This is a genomic window from Streptomyces malachitofuscus, from assembly GCF_055571035.1.
Genome location: NZ_JBVIGA010000019.1, coordinates 1 through 15099, shown reverse-complemented (window position 1 = coordinate 15099; position 15099 = coordinate 1). Strand labels below are relative to the sequence as shown.

Here is a 15099-nt window from a genome sequence, read left to right as displayed (position 1 = left end):
GCCGGTCCCGGTGTGGCGGATGCGGCTTCCTCGTTGCGGCAGACGGCCTCCCGGTACCTGTCCGGTGCCTGTGCCGGATGTCCGCGTACGCCGTTCGCGCACATCGGTGCGTCGCGGCCGCTCCCGGCCGTGGCGGCTTCGTGACACCTGTCCGGTGGTGCCGCCGGGGGTCTGCGCACGGCGCCTGCCGGTTTCGGTTCCGACCGGGCGGGGCTGGTGTGGCGGATGCGGCCCCTACGGCACGACGGGCCGTTGCCCGGTACCCGTCGGATGCCTGTGCCGGGGGTCTGCGCACGGCGCCTGCCGGTTTCGGTTCCGGTGGTGGATGCGGCTCTTCCGGTATGGCGGGTGGCGGCGTGGTACCCGTCCGGTGCCTGTGCCCGGGTGTCCGCGTCCGCCGTTCGCGCGCATCGGTGCGTCGTGGCCGGTCCCGGCCGTGGCGGATGCGGCCCCTACGGCACGGCAGGCCGATTGCCGGTATCCGTCGGACGCCTGTGTCAGGCGTCCGCGTACGCCGCCCGCCTGCATCGGGTCCGGCCGTGGTGGAGGACGGGGGCCGGTCGACGGACACCCGGGGCCGTCCGGCCCCAAGGACACGAGCGCGGGACGGGTGAGGCTGAGGCGTGACAGGCCGGGATGCGATCGGGCCGTCACGTCACCCCGTCCGGCCACGTCTTCTCGTGTCACGGGCCGGGCGGCAGGCGCGGCGGGCTCCCGGACCGGTCACCGTCCGGCCGTGCCTCAGTCACACGGCCGGGCCCGCGGTCCACCACGTCCGGTCCGCGACCGCCCGGGCCCGTCCATCCGGTGGGCCGGGTCGCGTCAGGGACGTGGTGGACCGTACCGGCCCCGTCCGCGCCGGGGCGCGGGACCAACGGCCCACCGGATCGGGACCGGTCGGCCGCGGCGCGACCTCCTCCAGGTCCGGCAGGCTGACACCGACCGACCCGGAGGTGTCCCGTGTACCACCGTAAGCAGCATGCGTGCGGCCGTTTCCCCCGCCGATCCCCGTCACGGATGCCGCGCACGGCCCGGGCCGGTCACCGTTCGGGCGCCCGGGTGGTCCGCAGCGACTCCCGGGCGGCCGGACGCGGGCCGCGTGCCTGCAAGGGCCGGGGGCTCCGGTGAGCGCCGCCCGGGCGATCCGCCGGCAGCACCAGGACGTCGCCGAACGGCCGTTCATCGTCATCTGGGAATCCACCCGCGCCTGCCCGCTGGCCTGTCTGCACTGCCGCGCCGAGGCCGTCCCCGGCCGTGATCCGCGCGAGCTGGACACGGCCGAGGCCAAGGACCTGCTGCGTCAGGTCGCCGCGTTCGGGCGGCCCGCCCCGCTGTTCGTCATCACCGGCGGCGATCCGTTCCAGCGTCCCGACCTCGACGAACTGATCGCGTACGGCGCCGAGGTCGGCGTCCGTGTCGCCGTGTCACCGTCCGGCACCCCGACCCTCACACCCCGGCGGCTGCGGGAGGTGCGGGACGCCGGCGCGGTCGGCGTCTCGCTCAGCCTGGACGGGTCCACCGCCGAGCTGCACGACGGCTTCCGCGGGGTGCCCGGCGTCTACCGGTGGACGCTGGACGCCTGGGACGCCGCCCGCGCGATGGGCATGAAGGTGCAGATCAACACCACGGTCACCCGGCACAACCTGCACGACCTGCCGGACATCGTCCGTCTGGTCCGCGACCACGGGGCCATGCTGTGGAGCGCCTTCTTTTTGGTGCCCACCGGCCGCGGCCGCCGGCTCGGTGATCTCACCCCCGCCGAGACCGAGGACGTCCTGAACTTCGTGTACGACGTGGGACTGACCGTGCCCGCCAAGACCACCGAGGCCCACCACTTCCGCCGGGTCGCGCTCCAGCGCGGGATCCTCGCGGACACCGGCGACGACCCCGTGGCCGTGCTGGGGCTCGGACCGCTGTACCGGGAGCTGCGGGAGCGCTGCGCCGCACTGGGCCTCGACACCGGGGCCCGCAGGGCCCGCCGCCCGCCGCTGGACGTCAACGCCGCCCGCGGCTTCGTCTTCGTCTCGCACACCGGCACCGTGCACCCCAGCGGGTTCCTGCCCCTGGGCGCGGGCAGTGTGCGGACCCGGCCCCTCACCGAGATCTACCGCTCCTCGGCGCTGTTCACCGCCCTGCGGGACGCCGACGGCCTGGGCGGCCGATGCGGGCGGTGCGAGTTCCGCCGGGTGTGCGGCGGGTCCCGGTCCCGCGCCTACGGCGTGACCGGTGATCCGCGCGCGGAGGAGCCCTGGTGCGGCTACCGGCCCGGTTCCTTCCCCTACCAGGAGGAACTGGCGGCGCTGCTGCCCGACGACCCGGGGGCCGCCGGGCCGGGCGCCGGGGCAGGGGCACACGGCACCGCGGAGGTGAGCCGGCAGTGGACACCGTAGGACCGTGGTCCCTGGTGCGTTTCGCGCACGTGGCCGGCGCCGCGCTGTGGGTCGGCGGGCAGCTCGCGCTGTCCCTGGTGGTCCTCCCGCTCGCCCGGCGGCTGCTTGCCCCCGAGGCCAAGGCGCGTTTCACCGCCGAGGCGGGACGCAGGTTCGGGATGCTCACCGGCGCGCTGTTCCTGCCGGTGCAGCTCGGTACGGGGATCGCCATGGCCTGGCACAAGGGCGTCACCTGGGCGTCCCTGGCCGAACCCGGCTACGGCCGCACCCTGGCGGCCAAGCTCGCCCTGTTCGCCCTGGTCATGGCCGCCGCGGCGGGACACGGCCTCGCCCACGCGCGCCACCGCACCGACGTGGCCCGGGCCCTCGCCGTCGTCTCCCTGGCCGGCTCCCTGGGAGTGGTGCTCCTCGCCACCGCCCTGCCGGCCACCTGACGGTGCCGGGTCCGCTCGGCGGCCGGCGATGGGCCGGGTGGCCCTCGTCGGGCGACCGGCGGTGACGGAGGGTGGACAACAAGGGCAGTCCTCCTCCACACCGGAGGTTCCCGGACAGCGAGGAGCCACGATGCACACCGACAAGATCGACGCCCTGGTGCTGGAGACGCTGCTGGCCGCGGCGGTGGCGGCGCCGTCGATCCACAACACCCAGCCCTGGCGCTTCGGTTTCGACCTGGGCACCCGGGCCGTCACGGTCCACGCCGACCGCGGTCGCTCCCTGGCCCTGGCCGACCCGGTGGGCCGCGCCCTGCATCTGTCCGCCGGCTCCGCGGTGTTCAACCTGCGGGTCGCCGCGGCCCACCTCGGCTGGGAGCCCGTCCCGCATCTGCTGCCGGACCCCCACGACCCCGACCTGCTCGCCACCGTGCGGCTGACCGTCCCCGCCGCCACCGCGCCGGACTACCGCACGCTGTACGCGGCCGTGGCCCGGCGCCACTCCAGCCGGATGCCGTTCACCGGCCGCCCGGTGCCCGAGCGGATCGTCGCCGACATGGCCACCGCCGCGCGGGCCGAGGGCGCACACCTGTACGTCCCGGACATCCTGCAGACGCGCCGCCTGCTGCGGGTGACGTCGGCGGCCGAGCGGCGCAACACCGCGGACCGGGAACGCACGGCCGAGAGCCGGGCGTGGGTCGCCCCGCCAGGAACGAGCTCTTACGGCATCCCGTACACCACGTCCCGACCGCTCGACGCCGCCGGGCGCATGCCGATGCGCGACTTCACCGGCCGGCCCCCCGTGCCCGGGCGACCGCGGCTGCGGTTCGAACGGCACGCCCAGGTCGCCCTGTTGTGGACCGTCGGCGACAGGCCGCGTGACTGGCTGCAGGCGGGCCAGGCACTGGAACGCGTGCTGCTGGTCGCCACCGCGCACGGCGTGCGGACCTCGCTGCTCCACCAGGCCATGGAGTGGCCGGACCTGCGGGAGGCGATGCGGGTCCCCGCGGCGAAGTGGTGCCGTCCGCAGGTGCTGATCCGCTTCGGGTACGGCCCGGAGGGGAAGGGCACGGGCACCCCTCGGGCAGCGGCACGTCCGGCCGACCGTCCCGCGTCCCGCGCCGTTCGGACCCCGCAACCGGGACCGCCGGACCCCGGCGCGGAGGACTGACGGCCCCACGCGGCAGCGCGTCACCCGCCCGATAGTTGTCGTGGGACGCCGGCAGATGCCCGGGTACCCGCGGTCCGACGTGATACGGACCGCACCGCGAACAGGGAGGACGGGCGGCATGCTGCAGCCGTCGGGAAAGCCGAATCGAGCACCACGACCCGGTGCGGCCGTGAGCGGAAGGGCCTGGCTGATGCTGGCCCTGGCCACGGCCGGATTCGCCCTCAACTTCTGGGCCTGGGCGCTGCTCAGCCCTCTCGCCCCCCGGCTCCAGGACTCCCTGGGGCTGTCGTCGTTCCAGCAGTCGCTGCTGGTGGCCGTGCCGGTGATCGTGGGCTCCCTGGGCCGCATCCCGGTCGGCGCCCTCACCGACCGGTTCGGCGGACGGGTCATGTTCCCACTGGTCTCCGCGGCCACCATCGTGCCCGTGCTCTTCCTGGGCCTGGCCGGACACTCGTCCTACGCCGCGCTGCTGGCCGGCGGCTTCTTCCTCGGCATCGGCGGCACCGCCTTCGCCGTCGGCGTGCCGTTCGTCAGCGCCTGGTTCCCGCCCGAACGTCGGGGCCTGGCCATCGGCGTCTTCGGAGCCGGTATGGGCGGAACCGCGATCAGCGCCCTCACCACGGTGAAGCTGGTCGACGCCAACGGAATGGCCAACCCCTTCCTGATCACCGCCGGGGTGCTCGCCGTCTACGCGGTGCTCGCGGCCGTCGTACTGCGGGACGCCCCCGGGCGCACCGTGCCGACCGAGCCGCTGGCCCGCCGCCTGACCGCCACCTTCAAGCTGGGCGTCACCTGGCAGGCTTCCGCCCTGTACGCGGTGGCCTTCGGCGGCTATGTCGCCTTCTCCGTCTACCTGCCCACCTACCTCAAAACCGGCTACGGACTCACCCAGGCGGACGCGGCCAATCGCATGGCGGGGTTCGTGCTGCTGGCCGTGGCCATGCGACCGGTGGGCGGCTGGCTCTCGGACCGTGTCGGACCGGTGCGGGTGCTGAGCGGTTCACTGGCACTGGTGGTCGCCGGAGCGCTCGCGCAGTCGTTCACCCCGGCCCTGGCGCCCCTGGGCACCGTCGCGTTCCTGGCCATGGCCACGGCGCTCGGCGCGGGCAGCGGTGCCGTCTTCGCCCTGGTGGCCCTACTGGCCCCGGCGAACAAGGTCGGATCGGTCACCGGCGTCGTCGGCGCGGCGGGCGGCCTCGGCGGCTTCCTGCCTCCGCTCGTGATGGGCGCCCTCTACGGCGCCTACAACTCCTACGCCTGGGGCCTGGTCCTGCTGGCTCTGGTGGCCGCGGCCGCACTGGCCTACACCGGGACCGCCGTTCGCCGCGGGATCGACCGTCGGGTCCCCGCCGCCCAGCCCCGCTGACCGCCCGCCCCGCCGAGGAGACACACCATGTGCGAGTACTGCGGCTGCCAGTCGCTCACCGCGATCGACGAACTCACGCGCGAGCACGACGAGGTGGTCCACCTGATCAGCCACGTCCGTGACGCCCACCGCGAAGGTGACCTGGATCGGATGGCCCGACTGGCCCGCCGGATAGGTGGCGTACTGGAGCCGCACACCGAGGTGGAGGAGCACGGGCTGTTCCCCGCGCTCGCCGACGAGTTTCCCGAGCAACTGGCCGTCCTCGAGGACGAACACCGCCGCATCGAGGCCGTACTCGCGGAGGCCGGGGCGGGCGCACCGTCGGACTCCACCTGGCCGGACCGGCTGATCCGGATGCTCGACCTGCTGCGGCTGCACATCCTCAAGGAACAGGACGGTGTCTTCCCCGCCGCGCTCGCGGCGCTGTCCACCGAGCAGTGGGAGGCGGTCGAGGCGGTGCGCTCCCGTGTCGGCACCCGCATGGAGGAGCCCGCCGGCTGAGACCGGACCCGTCCGACCGGCCTGGTTCACCCCCCGGCCGAAGTGAAAGGAGAGTACAAAGGGGCTGGCGGCCAAAAAGATGTTGTCGATCCGATTATCTGTTCGTTGGTCAGGTAAGACGATCGAGTACGTACCGAGGCCGTGAGCCGAGCGAGCATCCGACGGGCGTGCACCGCCCGGGAAGGAGAAACGGAGTGGCCACCGAGGCGAGCCCCCCACCGGGAAGGACGGGCCAGGAGAGTGGGCCCCCGGGCATGGACGGCGAGCTGGCTCGGGCACTGGTCGGCTCACGCCGCTTCTTCACCCGGGCCGAGATCTCCGCGGACCTGCGCTCGATGCACCGCAAGGGCGGCCGTCAGGCGGACGAGTTCTACCGTGACCGCTGGTCGCACGACAAGGTGGTGCGCTCCACCCACGGCGTCAACTGCACCGGCTCCTGCTCGTGGAAGGTGTACGTCAAGGACGGCATCATCACCTGGGAGGCCCAGCAGACCGACTATCCCTCCGTCGGCCCGGACCGCCCCGAGTACGAACCGCGCGGCTGCCCCCGGGGCGCGGCCTTCTCCTGGTACACGTACTCGCCGACCAGGGTGCGCTACCCGTATGTGCGCGGGGTGTTGCTGCAGATGTACCGCGAGGCCAAGGCCCGGCTGGGCGACCCGGTGGCGGCCTGGGCGGACATCGTCTCCGACCCCGAGCGCTCCCGCCGCTACAAACGGGCCCGCGGCAAGGGCGGTCTGGTGCGGGCGACCTGGGCGGAGGCGGCGGAGATGGCCGCCGCCGCCCATGTGCACACCATCAAGGAATACGGCCCGGACCGGTTGGCCGGGTTCTCCCCGATCCCGGCCATGTCGATGGTCTCCCACGCGGCCGGCGCCCGCTTCTACTCCCTGCTCGGCGGGGTGATGCTCTCCTTCTACGACTGGTACGCCGACCTGCCCGTCGCCTCGCCGCAGGTGTTCGGCGACCAGACCGACGTACCGGAGTCCGGGGACTGGTGGGACGCCGGGTATCTGATCATGTGGGGTTCCAATCTGCCGGTGACCCGCACCCCGGACGCCCACTGGATGGCCGAGGCCCGCTACCGCGGGCAGAAGGTGGTGGCGGTCTCCCCGGACTACGCGGACAACGTGAAGTTCGCCGACGAGTGGCTGGCCGCACAGCCCGGCACGGACGGCGCGCTGGCGATGGCCATGGGGCACGTGGTCCTCAAGGAGTTCTTCGTCGACCGCGAGACCCCGTACTTCGCCGACTACGTCCGGCGGTTCACCGATCTGCCCTTCCTGGTCACGCTCGACGAGAGCGAGGACGAGCCGGGCACGTACACCCCCGGGAAGTTCCTCACCGCCTCCGACCTCGGCGGCGAGCACGCGCGTGCCGAACACGCCGAGTTCCGGACGGTGCTGCTGGACGAGGCCACCGGGCTGCCCGTGGTGCCCAACGGCACCCTCGGCGACCGCTTCGGCGAGTCGGGTGCCGGGAAGTGGAACCTCGACCTCGGTGGGATCCGGCCCCTGTTGTCCGCCGAGGGCGGCGACGAGCCGGCCGTCGTCGTCGGCCTGCCCCGCTTCGACGCCCCGGACGGGGCCGCCGCACGGCTGCGCCGCGGGGTTCCGGTGCGCCGCGTGGCCGGGCGGCCGGTGACCACGGTGTACGACCTGCTGCTCGCCCAGTACGGCGTGGCCCGCGAGGGGCTGCCCGGAAGCTGGCCCGCCGGTTACGACGACGCGAGCGAACCGTACACCCCGGCCTGGCAGGCCTCGATCACGGGCGTGGACGCGGGCCGGGCGGCACGTATCGCCCGCGAGTTCGCCGCCAACGCGGAGGACTCACAAGGCCGTTCGATGATCATCATGGGAGCGGGAACCAACCACTGGTTCCACTCCGACACCATCTACCGCGCGTTTCTCACCCTGACCACCCTGACCGGCTGCCAGGGTGTCAACGGCGGCGGCTGGGCGCACTACGTCGGCCAGGAGAAGGTCCGCCCGATCACCGGCTACTCCGCGATCGCCACCGCCTCCGACTGGAACCGTCCCGCCCGCCAGATGATCCAGACCGCCTACTGGTATCTGCACAGCGACCAGTTCCGCTACGACCCCTTCTCCGCGGACACGCTCGCGGCGGCCGGTGCGGGCGGCACGTTCGCCGGGAAGTCCACGGCCGACGTGATCGCGGCCTCGGCACGGATGGGCTGGATGCCGTCGTATCCGACCTTCGACCGCAACCCCCTGGACCTGGCCGACGAGGCCGACGCCGCGGGCCGCCCCGCCGCCGACCACGTGGTGGACGAACTCAAGGCGGGACGGCTGAAATTCGCGGGCGAGGACCCGGACGCGCCGGAGAACTTCCCCCGGGTGCTCACCGTCTGGCGGGCCAACCTGCTGGGCTCGTCGGCCAAGGGCAACGAGTACTTCCTCAAACACCTGCTGGGCACCGACTCCTCGGTGCGCGCCACCGAGGCACCGCCCGACGCCCGCCCCCGGGACGTGGTGTGGCGCGAGGAGGCCCCGGAGGGGAAGCTCGATCTGCTGCTCACCCTCGACTTCCGGATGACCAGCACCACCGTTTTCTCCGACATCGTGCTGCCTGCCGCGACCTGGTACGAGAAGTACGACCTGTCCAGCACGGACATGCACCCCTTCGTGCACTCCTTCAACCCGGCGATCGCCCCGCCCTGGCAGACCCGTACCGACTTCGACATCTTCCACACCCTGGCCAAGGAGTTCAGCCGCCAGGCCGAAGGCCACCTCGGCGTGCGCAAGGATCTGGTGGCCGCGCCCCTGCTGCACGACACCCCCGACGCGATGGCCACCCCGCACGGGCGCGTGCGGGACTGGAAGGCGGGGGAGTGCGAGCCGGTTCCCGGCCGCACCATGCCGAAACTGATCACCGTCGAACGCGACTACGGCGCGATCGCCGACAAGATGGGCGCCCTCGGCCCTCTGCTGGACTCCCTCGGCGCCACCACCAAGGGCGTCACCTTCAAGGTGGACCGCGAACTGGAGTACCTGCGGCACAAGAACGGCACCGTGCGCGGCGGAGCCGCCGACGGACGGCCCTCCATCGCCCGCGACTCCCATGCGTGCGAGGCGATCCTCGCCCTGTCCGGTACCACCAACGGGCATCTCGCCACCCAGGGCTTCCACACCCTGGAGGCCCGCACCGGCACCCGGCTCGCGGATCTGGCAGCCGAGCACGAGGGCAAGCAGATCACCTTCGCCGACACCCAGACCGCCCCGGTCCCGGTCATCACCTCGCCCGAGTGGTCCGGCTCGGAGACCGGCGGACGGCGCTACTCGCCGTTCACCGTCAACGTCGAGCGGTCCAAGCCCTGGCACACGCTCACCGGCCGCCAGCACTTCTACCTCGACCACGACTGGATGACCGCCCTGGGCGAGCAACTGCCCGTGTACCGGCCGCCGTTGAACATGGACGCCCTGTTCGGCGAGCCGAGCCTGGGGGAGGTCGGCGAACTGGGTGTCACCGTGCGCTACCTGACCCCGCACAACAAGTGGTCCATCCACTCCGAATACCAGGACAACCTCTTCATGCTGTCGCTGTCCCGGGGCGGCCCGCACATCTGGATGAGCACCCGGGACGCGGAGAAGGTGGGAGTGCGGGACAACGACTGGATCGAGGCCGTCAACCGCAACGGCGTCGTCGCCGCCCGCGCGGTCGTCTCGCACCGCATGCCCGAGGGCACGGTGTACATGTACCACGCCCAGGACCGGCTCATCGACGTCCCCCGCACCGAGACCACCGGCCGGCGCGGCGGCATCCACAACTCCCTGACCCGCCTGCTGATCAAACCCAGCCACCTCATCGGCGGCTACGCCCAGTTGAGCTACGCCTTCAACTACCTCGGCCCGACAGGCAACCAGCGCGACGAGGTGACCGTCATCCGGCGCCGTACGAACCAGGAGGTGGAGTACTGACATGCGCGTCATGGCCCAGATGGCGATGGTGATGAACCTCGACAAGTGCATCGGCTGCCACACCTGCTCGGTCACCTGCAAGCAGGCGTGGACCAACCGCACCGGCGTCGAGTACGTGTGGTTCAACAACGTCGAGACCCGCCCCGGCCAGGGCTACCCCCGGCGCTACGAGGACCAGGAACAGTGGCGCGGCGGCTGGGAGCTCAACAAGAAGGGACGGCTCGCGCTCAAGGCGGGCGGCCGCTTCAAGAAGCTGATCACCATCTTCGCCAACCCCGTCCTGCCGTCCCTGGACGACTACTACGAGCCCTGGACGTACGACTACGAGACCCTGACCAACGCTCCGCTGCAGGAGCACACCCCCGTCGCCCGCCCCAAGTCCCTCATCTCCGGCAAGGACATGAAGATCTCCTGGTCGGCGAACTGGGACGACGACCTCGGCGGATCCGCCGAGCACGGCGAGAAGGACGTCCTGCTCAACCAGGTCTCGGAGAAGATCAAGCTCGAGTTCGAGCAGACCTTCATGTTCTATCTGCCGCGCATCTGCGAGCACTGCCTCAACCCGTCCTGCGCGGCCTCCTGCCCCTCCGGCGCCATCTACAAGCGGGAAGAGGACGGCATCGTCCTGGTCGACCAGGACAAGTGCCGCGGCTGGCGGATGTGCGTGACCGGATGCCCGTACAAGAAGGTGTACTTCAACCACCGCACCGGCAAGGCCGAGAAGTGCACCTTCTGCTTCCCGCGCGTCGAGGTCGGACTGCCCACCGTCTGCTCCGAGACCTGTGTCGGCCGGCTGCGCTACATCGGGCTCGTCCTCTACGACGCCGACAAGGTGCTGGAGGCCGCCTCCACCCCCGACGACACGGACCTGTACGAGGCCCAGCGGAAGGTCTTCCTCGACCCGAACGATCCCGACGTGATCGCCGCGGCGGAGAGGGCGGACATCCCGAGGGACTGGATCGAGGCCGCCCAGCGCTCCCCGATCCACGCCCTGATCAACAAGTACAAGGTGGCGCTGCCCCTGCACCCGGAGTACCGCACCATGCCCATGGTCTGGTACATCCCGCCGCTGTCCCCGGTCGTCGACGCGGTACGTGACACCGGCCTGGACGCCGAGGACCACGGGAACCTCTTCGCCGCCGTCGACGCCCTGCGCATCCCCGTCGACTACCTGGCCCAGCTGTTCACGGCCGGCGACCCGGTACCCGTGGACGCGGTACTGCGCCGCCTCGCAGCCATGCGCGCCTACATGCGCGACATCAACCTCGGCCGCGAACCCGACGCGTCCATCCCCGAGGCCGTCGGCATGGGCGAGGAGCAGATGTACGACATGTACCGGCTGCTCGCCCTCGCCAAGTACGACGAGCGGTACGTCATCCCGACCGCCCATGCCGAGCAGGCCCACAGCCTCGAGGAACTGGCCACCGAGTGCAGCCTCGACTACGAGGGCGGCCCCGGCATGGGGGGCTCCGGCCCCTTCGGCGAGACGTCCGGCGGTGCGGCACCCATCGCGGTGGAGAACTACCGTGCGCTGCGCGACCGCCAGCTCTCGGACCACCCGGCGACCCCGGACGACAAGGCCACCCGCGTCAACCTCCTCAACTGGGACGGCAAGGGCAGTCCACCCGGCCTCTTCCCGCCCGGGCACGGCGGCAGCCCGGACCGCCCCGCCGGCGGTGGGGAGGTCGAACCCAAGCCATGAGAAACAAACTCCGGCTCAGGCCCGCGCACCGCGTCCAGCCCTGGCACACCTACGCCTGGCAGATCCAGTCCCTGCTCCTGGGCTACCCGGACGAGGAACTGCCCGCTCATCTGTCCCTGGCCCGGCGGACTGCCCCCGCGTTGCCCGCCGAGGTGCGCGAACCCCTGCTGCGCTTTGTCGCGCACGCCGAGGGCACCGGCACCGACACCCTGGCCGCCGCCTACGTGGCCACCTTCGACCACCGCAAACGCTGCTGCCCGTACCTGACGTACTACGCCCACGGCGACACCCGCAAGCGCGGCCTCGCCCTGGTGCGGCTGAAGCAGACCTACGCCAGGGCCGGATGGCGGCTCACCGACGACGAACTGCCCGATCACCTCGCCGTCGTCCTGGAATTCGCCGCCACCGACCCGGCGACCGGTCTGCGTCTGCTCACCGAGCACCGCGCGGGCCTGGAACTGCTGCGCCTCGCCCTCCACGACGAGCACGCCCCCTGGGCCGACCTGCTGAGCTCCGTCTCCGCGACCTTGCCCGCGCTCGCCGGTGACGAACGCCAAGCGGTCGCGCGGCTCGCCGCGGAGGGACCGCCCGAGGAACAGGTGGGCCTCGACCCCTACGCGCCGCCGCAGTACCTGCCGACCCCGTCCGCCGGAGGCCCCCGATGACCGCGTCCCAGCAGCCCCTCACCCTGGCGGTGGAGTCCGGCACCGGCGGCATCCTGCTGTGGGTCGTGCTGCCCTACGTCAGTCTCGCCGTGTTCGTCCTCGGACACATCTGGCGCTACCGCTACGACAAGTTCGGCTGGACCACCCGCTCCTCGCAGCTCTACGAACGCCGCCTGCTGCGCATCGGCAGCCCGCTGTTCCACCTCGGCATCCTGCTTGTGCTGCTCGGGCACATCGGCGGACTGCTCGTCCCCGAGAGCTGGACGGAGGCAGCGGGCATCAGCGAGCACACCTATCACGTCGTCGCTGTCGCCCTCGGCACCGCCGCGGGCATCTGCACCCTCGGAGGACTGGCCATCCTGATCTACCGGCGGCGCACCGTGGGCCCGGTCTTCTCGGCCACCACCGTCAACGACAAGGCCATGTACCTTTCCCTGACGGTGACCATCGGACTGGGACTGGCCGCGACCGTGGCGGCGAACCTCGTCGGCGGCGGCTACAACTACCGTGAGACCATCTCCCCCTGGTTCCGCTCGATCTTCTACCTGCAGCCCGACCCGGACCTGATGACCGGCATCCCGGTCCTCTTCCAGCTGCATGCCCTGAGTGCCCTGCTGCTCTTCGCCGCCTGGCCGTTCACCCGGCTCGTCCACATGCTCACGGCACCCCTGGGCTACCTCACCCGCCCCTACATCGTCTACCGCAGCCGTGACGCCCGGCTCGGCACCCGCGCCCCGCACCGCGGCTGGGAGCGGATCCGGTAGGCCCCGGCCGGACGGGCGTCCGGCCGGGGCACGGTGGGTCAGTCGCGGGCGACCTGCGGGGCGATGTCCTCGGTGACCGCGGTGGCGGAGGCGGCGCGACGGGCGTCTGCCGCGTCGGAGCCGCAGAAGGAGGCCTCCAGGGTGCCGCCGAGGGTGGCGTTCACCGTTCCGTTGTTGGACGTGTTGGCCAGGGAGGTCATGCTGCGGGCGCCGTCACTGGTGGTGAAGGCGTAGGTGTAGTACCCCTGGACGGTGCCGGTGTGGCCGTAGACGGTGGTCCCGCAGGACAGGGTGCGGCCCCGCAGGCCCAGCCCGTAGGACTGCTTTCCGTCCGCGGTGACCGGGACCATCGCGGTCATGTCCCGCAGCTGCTCGGCCGGCAGCAGCCTTCCGGACAGCAGTGCGGAGAAGAAGCGGTTGAGGTCTTTCCCGTTGGAGATGACCGCTCCCGCGGACTGGGCCCAGGAGACGGTCTGCTCGGTGGAGTCGACCAGCGGCAGCGTGGTGTCGTCCTGCCGGAGGTACCCACGGGCGTACGAACCGGAGAGCGACGTGCGCGGGTGGACGTACGAGGTGTTCCTCAGCCGCAGCGGCGTGAAGATGCGCTCGCGGTAGTGCGTGGCGACGGGGGTGCCGGTGGTGTGCTCGATGAGCTGCCCCAGCACCACGAAATTGGTGTTGGAGTAGCTGTACGCGGCCCCCGGCTCGTTGTTCAGCGGGCGTGCCGTGGAGAGGTCGATCAGGTCCTGGTAGCTGAAGACCTTGTTGCGGACCGCCTCGAAGCCCGGGACCGTGTGCTGGAACATGTCGTTGGTGTAGTCGTACAGCCCGCTGCGGTGGCTGAGCAGATGGCGCACGGTGATGCGGTCGTCCGGCAGCGGCTCGGGCAGATAGCGGTTGGCCGGGGCGTCGAGCTCGATGCGCCCCTCGGCGACGAGTTGCAGCAGCACGACCGCGGTGAAGGTCTTGCTGACGCTGCCCACGCGGAACCGGCGGCCGGTGTCCATCCGCGTGTGGGCGGCCGTGTCGGCCTCCCCGGTGGCGACGTGACGGCTCAGGTGGCCCTCGTCGATCCGGGTGAGGGCTCCCGGCGCACCTTGGGCCAGGGCCGTGCGGTGCACGGCGCTCACGGCGGCGGTGTCGGGGTCGGGCAGGGAGGTGCCGTCGGCGAGGGCCGGAGAGGCCGCCAACGTGACGATCAGGGTGGAACCGGCGAGCATCATGCTCACGTCTTTGATTCGCATCCGCGTCTTTCCTGATGTGGGGGAACCGGGAAGCGCACCCGCAGCCTTCCCGGAGGCCGAATCAACTCCCTTTGCACATAGGTCAGTTGGAGGGCCCCCGGCGGGGGTGGGGCGGCAACGCTCGCATCGTAATGCACCGGCGGCGTCGTGCCCGGGGACATGGCCGCCGCCGGGTCGCCCATCAGGACCTGCCAGGGGCGGACCCGGTGTCGCGTGCCGAGCCGGAGGTCCGGCCCGAACGCCTCGCGACGTCGTCGCCGATCCGGTAGTGACGCACGTCGGCCGCGCCCCGGCGCTCCCCCTCGGGCCACAGGCAGTCCAGGACCGACGCGGACGGGCCGAACAGTGCGGTAGGCACCGACTCGCGCGCGAACCACTCCCAGCGCACGATCTTGTCCGGTTCGGTCACCACGGGCGTGCCGGCCGCTCCCTCGGCGACCGCCGCGGCCGTGACCCGGGTCAGACCCCGGAGCCCGTCCACGACAACGGCCAGCACCCGTAAGGCCGTTGCGGGAACCGAGAGCCCGGTCTCCTCCGCCAGTTCCCGCGCGGCCGCCGTCTCGAAGTCCTCCCCGGGGTCCACCTTGCCGCCCGGAAGTTCCCAGCGCCCGTCGTGTCCGAGTCCGAGCAGGACGCGGCCGGCGGGGTCGAGGACGGCGAGACCGACACCGGTCAGGCTGTGGGGGACGGGGCGGGCTCGTTCGGGGCGCTCCGCGCCCTGTTCACTCGTGTTCACCAGGTCATTCCACACCGTGGACCCTCCGCAGCACGAACGACCGGTCCTGGGGGGGGGGGGGGGGGGGGGGGGGGAGGGGGGGGGGGGGGGGGGGGGTGGGGGAGGGGGGGGGGGGGGGGGAGGTGGTCGCAGAGGTGCGGGACCTGGGGCGGGCCACCGCCGAGGTGCACACCGCGCTGGCCCGCGCGCTG

Annotated in this window: 11 protein-coding genes; 9 read left to right on the top strand and 2 right to left on the bottom strand. The window is 72.1% G+C overall.

Going from position 1 to position 15099, the window contains the following annotated elements; all coding sequences use genetic code 11:
* The first annotated feature begins 1124 nt into the window (after positions 1-1124).
* The 9 genes from ACZ44S_RS25700 (at position 1125) to narI (ending at position 12928) form a co-directional block, all read left to right on the top strand.
* Positions 1125-2390 carry a TIGR04053 family radical SAM/SPASM domain-containing protein gene (locus ACZ44S_RS25700; RefSeq protein WP_466932901.1) on the top strand — a complete coding sequence of 422 codons (1266 nt, stop codon included), beginning with the start codon at positions 1125-1127 and terminating at the stop codon, positions 2388-2390.
* Positions 2378-2824, top strand: a complete 447-nt coding sequence (locus ACZ44S_RS25695) for a hypothetical protein (RefSeq protein WP_466932900.1) — start codon at positions 2378-2380, stop codon at positions 2822-2824. The genes ACZ44S_RS25700 and ACZ44S_RS25695 overlap by 13 nt, the downstream gene beginning before the upstream one ends.
* Before the next feature lie 130 nt (positions 2825-2954).
* Positions 2955-3992, top strand: a complete 1038-nt coding sequence (locus ACZ44S_RS25690; protein WP_466932898.1) for an Acg family FMN-binding oxidoreductase — start codon at positions 2955-2957, stop codon at positions 3990-3992.
* Between the two features lie 118 nt (positions 3993-4110).
* A complete protein-coding gene (locus ACZ44S_RS25685) occupies positions 4111-5358 on the top strand; it encodes a nitrate/nitrite transporter (protein WP_466932896.1) in 1248 nt (415 codons plus the stop codon).
* Between the two features lie 27 nt (positions 5359-5385).
* A complete protein-coding gene (locus ACZ44S_RS25680; protein ID WP_466932894.1) occupies positions 5386-5859 on the top strand; it encodes a hemerythrin domain-containing protein in 474 nt (157 codons plus the stop codon).
* Between the two features lie 254 nt (positions 5860-6113).
* The gene (locus tag ACZ44S_RS25675; RefSeq protein WP_466933191.1) at positions 6114-9797 is read left to right on the top strand and encodes a nitrate reductase subunit alpha; all 3684 of its coding nucleotides are present in this window, start codon (positions 6114-6116) and stop codon (positions 9795-9797) included.
* Position 9798: 1 nt separating this feature from the next.
* On the top strand, positions 9799-11499 hold the full coding sequence (gene narH, locus ACZ44S_RS25670; protein WP_466932892.1) for a nitrate reductase subunit beta: 1701 nt from the start codon (positions 9799-9801) through the stop codon (positions 11497-11499).
* Positions 11496-12164: a nitrate reductase molybdenum cofactor assembly chaperone gene (gene narJ / locus ACZ44S_RS25665; RefSeq protein ID WP_466932890.1), complete on the top strand. Its 669-nt coding sequence runs from the start codon at positions 11496-11498 to the stop codon at positions 12162-12164. The genes narH and narJ overlap by 4 nt, the downstream gene beginning before the upstream one ends.
* Positions 12161-12928 carry a respiratory nitrate reductase subunit gamma gene (gene narI, locus ACZ44S_RS25660; protein ID WP_466932888.1) on the top strand — a complete coding sequence of 256 codons (768 nt, stop codon included), beginning with the start codon at positions 12161-12163 and terminating at the stop codon, positions 12926-12928. Before narJ ends, narI begins: the two co-directional genes overlap by 4 nt.
* A gap of 38 nt (positions 12929-12966) precedes the next feature.
* On the opposite strand, the gene ACZ44S_RS25655 is transcribed toward narI, so the two are convergent.
* Entirely contained in the window at positions 12967-14172 is a 1206-nt protein-coding gene (locus ACZ44S_RS25655) for a serine hydrolase domain-containing protein (RefSeq protein WP_466932885.1), read from the bottom strand.
* A 181-nt stretch (positions 14173-14353) separates the two neighbouring features.
* Positions 14354-14908, bottom strand: coding sequence for a nucleotide triphosphate diphosphatase NUDT15 (locus tag ACZ44S_RS25650; RefSeq protein WP_466932883.1), 555 nt, complete (start codon positions 14906-14908; stop codon positions 14354-14356).
* Positions 14909-15099 lie beyond the last annotated feature (191 nt).

Bases quoted from the DNA above. Each gene is read 5' to 3' on its own strand.
- narH (WP_466932892.1), top strand. From the start codon at position 9,799: ATGCGCGTCATGGCCCAGATGGCGATGGTGATGAACCTCGACAAGTGC.
- ACZ44S_RS25685 (WP_466932896.1), top strand. From the start codon at position 4,111: ATGCTGCAGCCGTCGGGAAAGCCGAATCGAGCACCACGACCCGGTGCG.
- ACZ44S_RS25675 (WP_466933191.1), top strand. From the start codon at position 6,114: ATGGACGGCGAGCTGGCTCGGGCACTGGTCGGCTCACGCCGCTTCTTC.
- ACZ44S_RS25680 (WP_466932894.1), top strand. From the start codon at position 5,386: ATGTGCGAGTACTGCGGCTGCCAGTCGCTCACCGCGATCGACGAACTC.
- ACZ44S_RS25690 (WP_466932898.1), top strand. From the start codon at position 2,955: ATGCACACCGACAAGATCGACGCCCTGGTGCTGGAGACGCTGCTGGCC.
- ACZ44S_RS25655 (WP_466932885.1), bottom strand. From the start codon at position 14,172: ATGCGAATCAAAGACGTGAGCATGATGCTCGCCGGTTCCACCCTGATC.
- narI (WP_466932888.1), top strand. From the start codon at position 12,161: ATGACCGCGTCCCAGCAGCCCCTCACCCTGGCGGTGGAGTCCGGCACC.
- narJ (WP_466932890.1), top strand. From the start codon at position 11,496: ATGAGAAACAAACTCCGGCTCAGGCCCGCGCACCGCGTCCAGCCCTGG.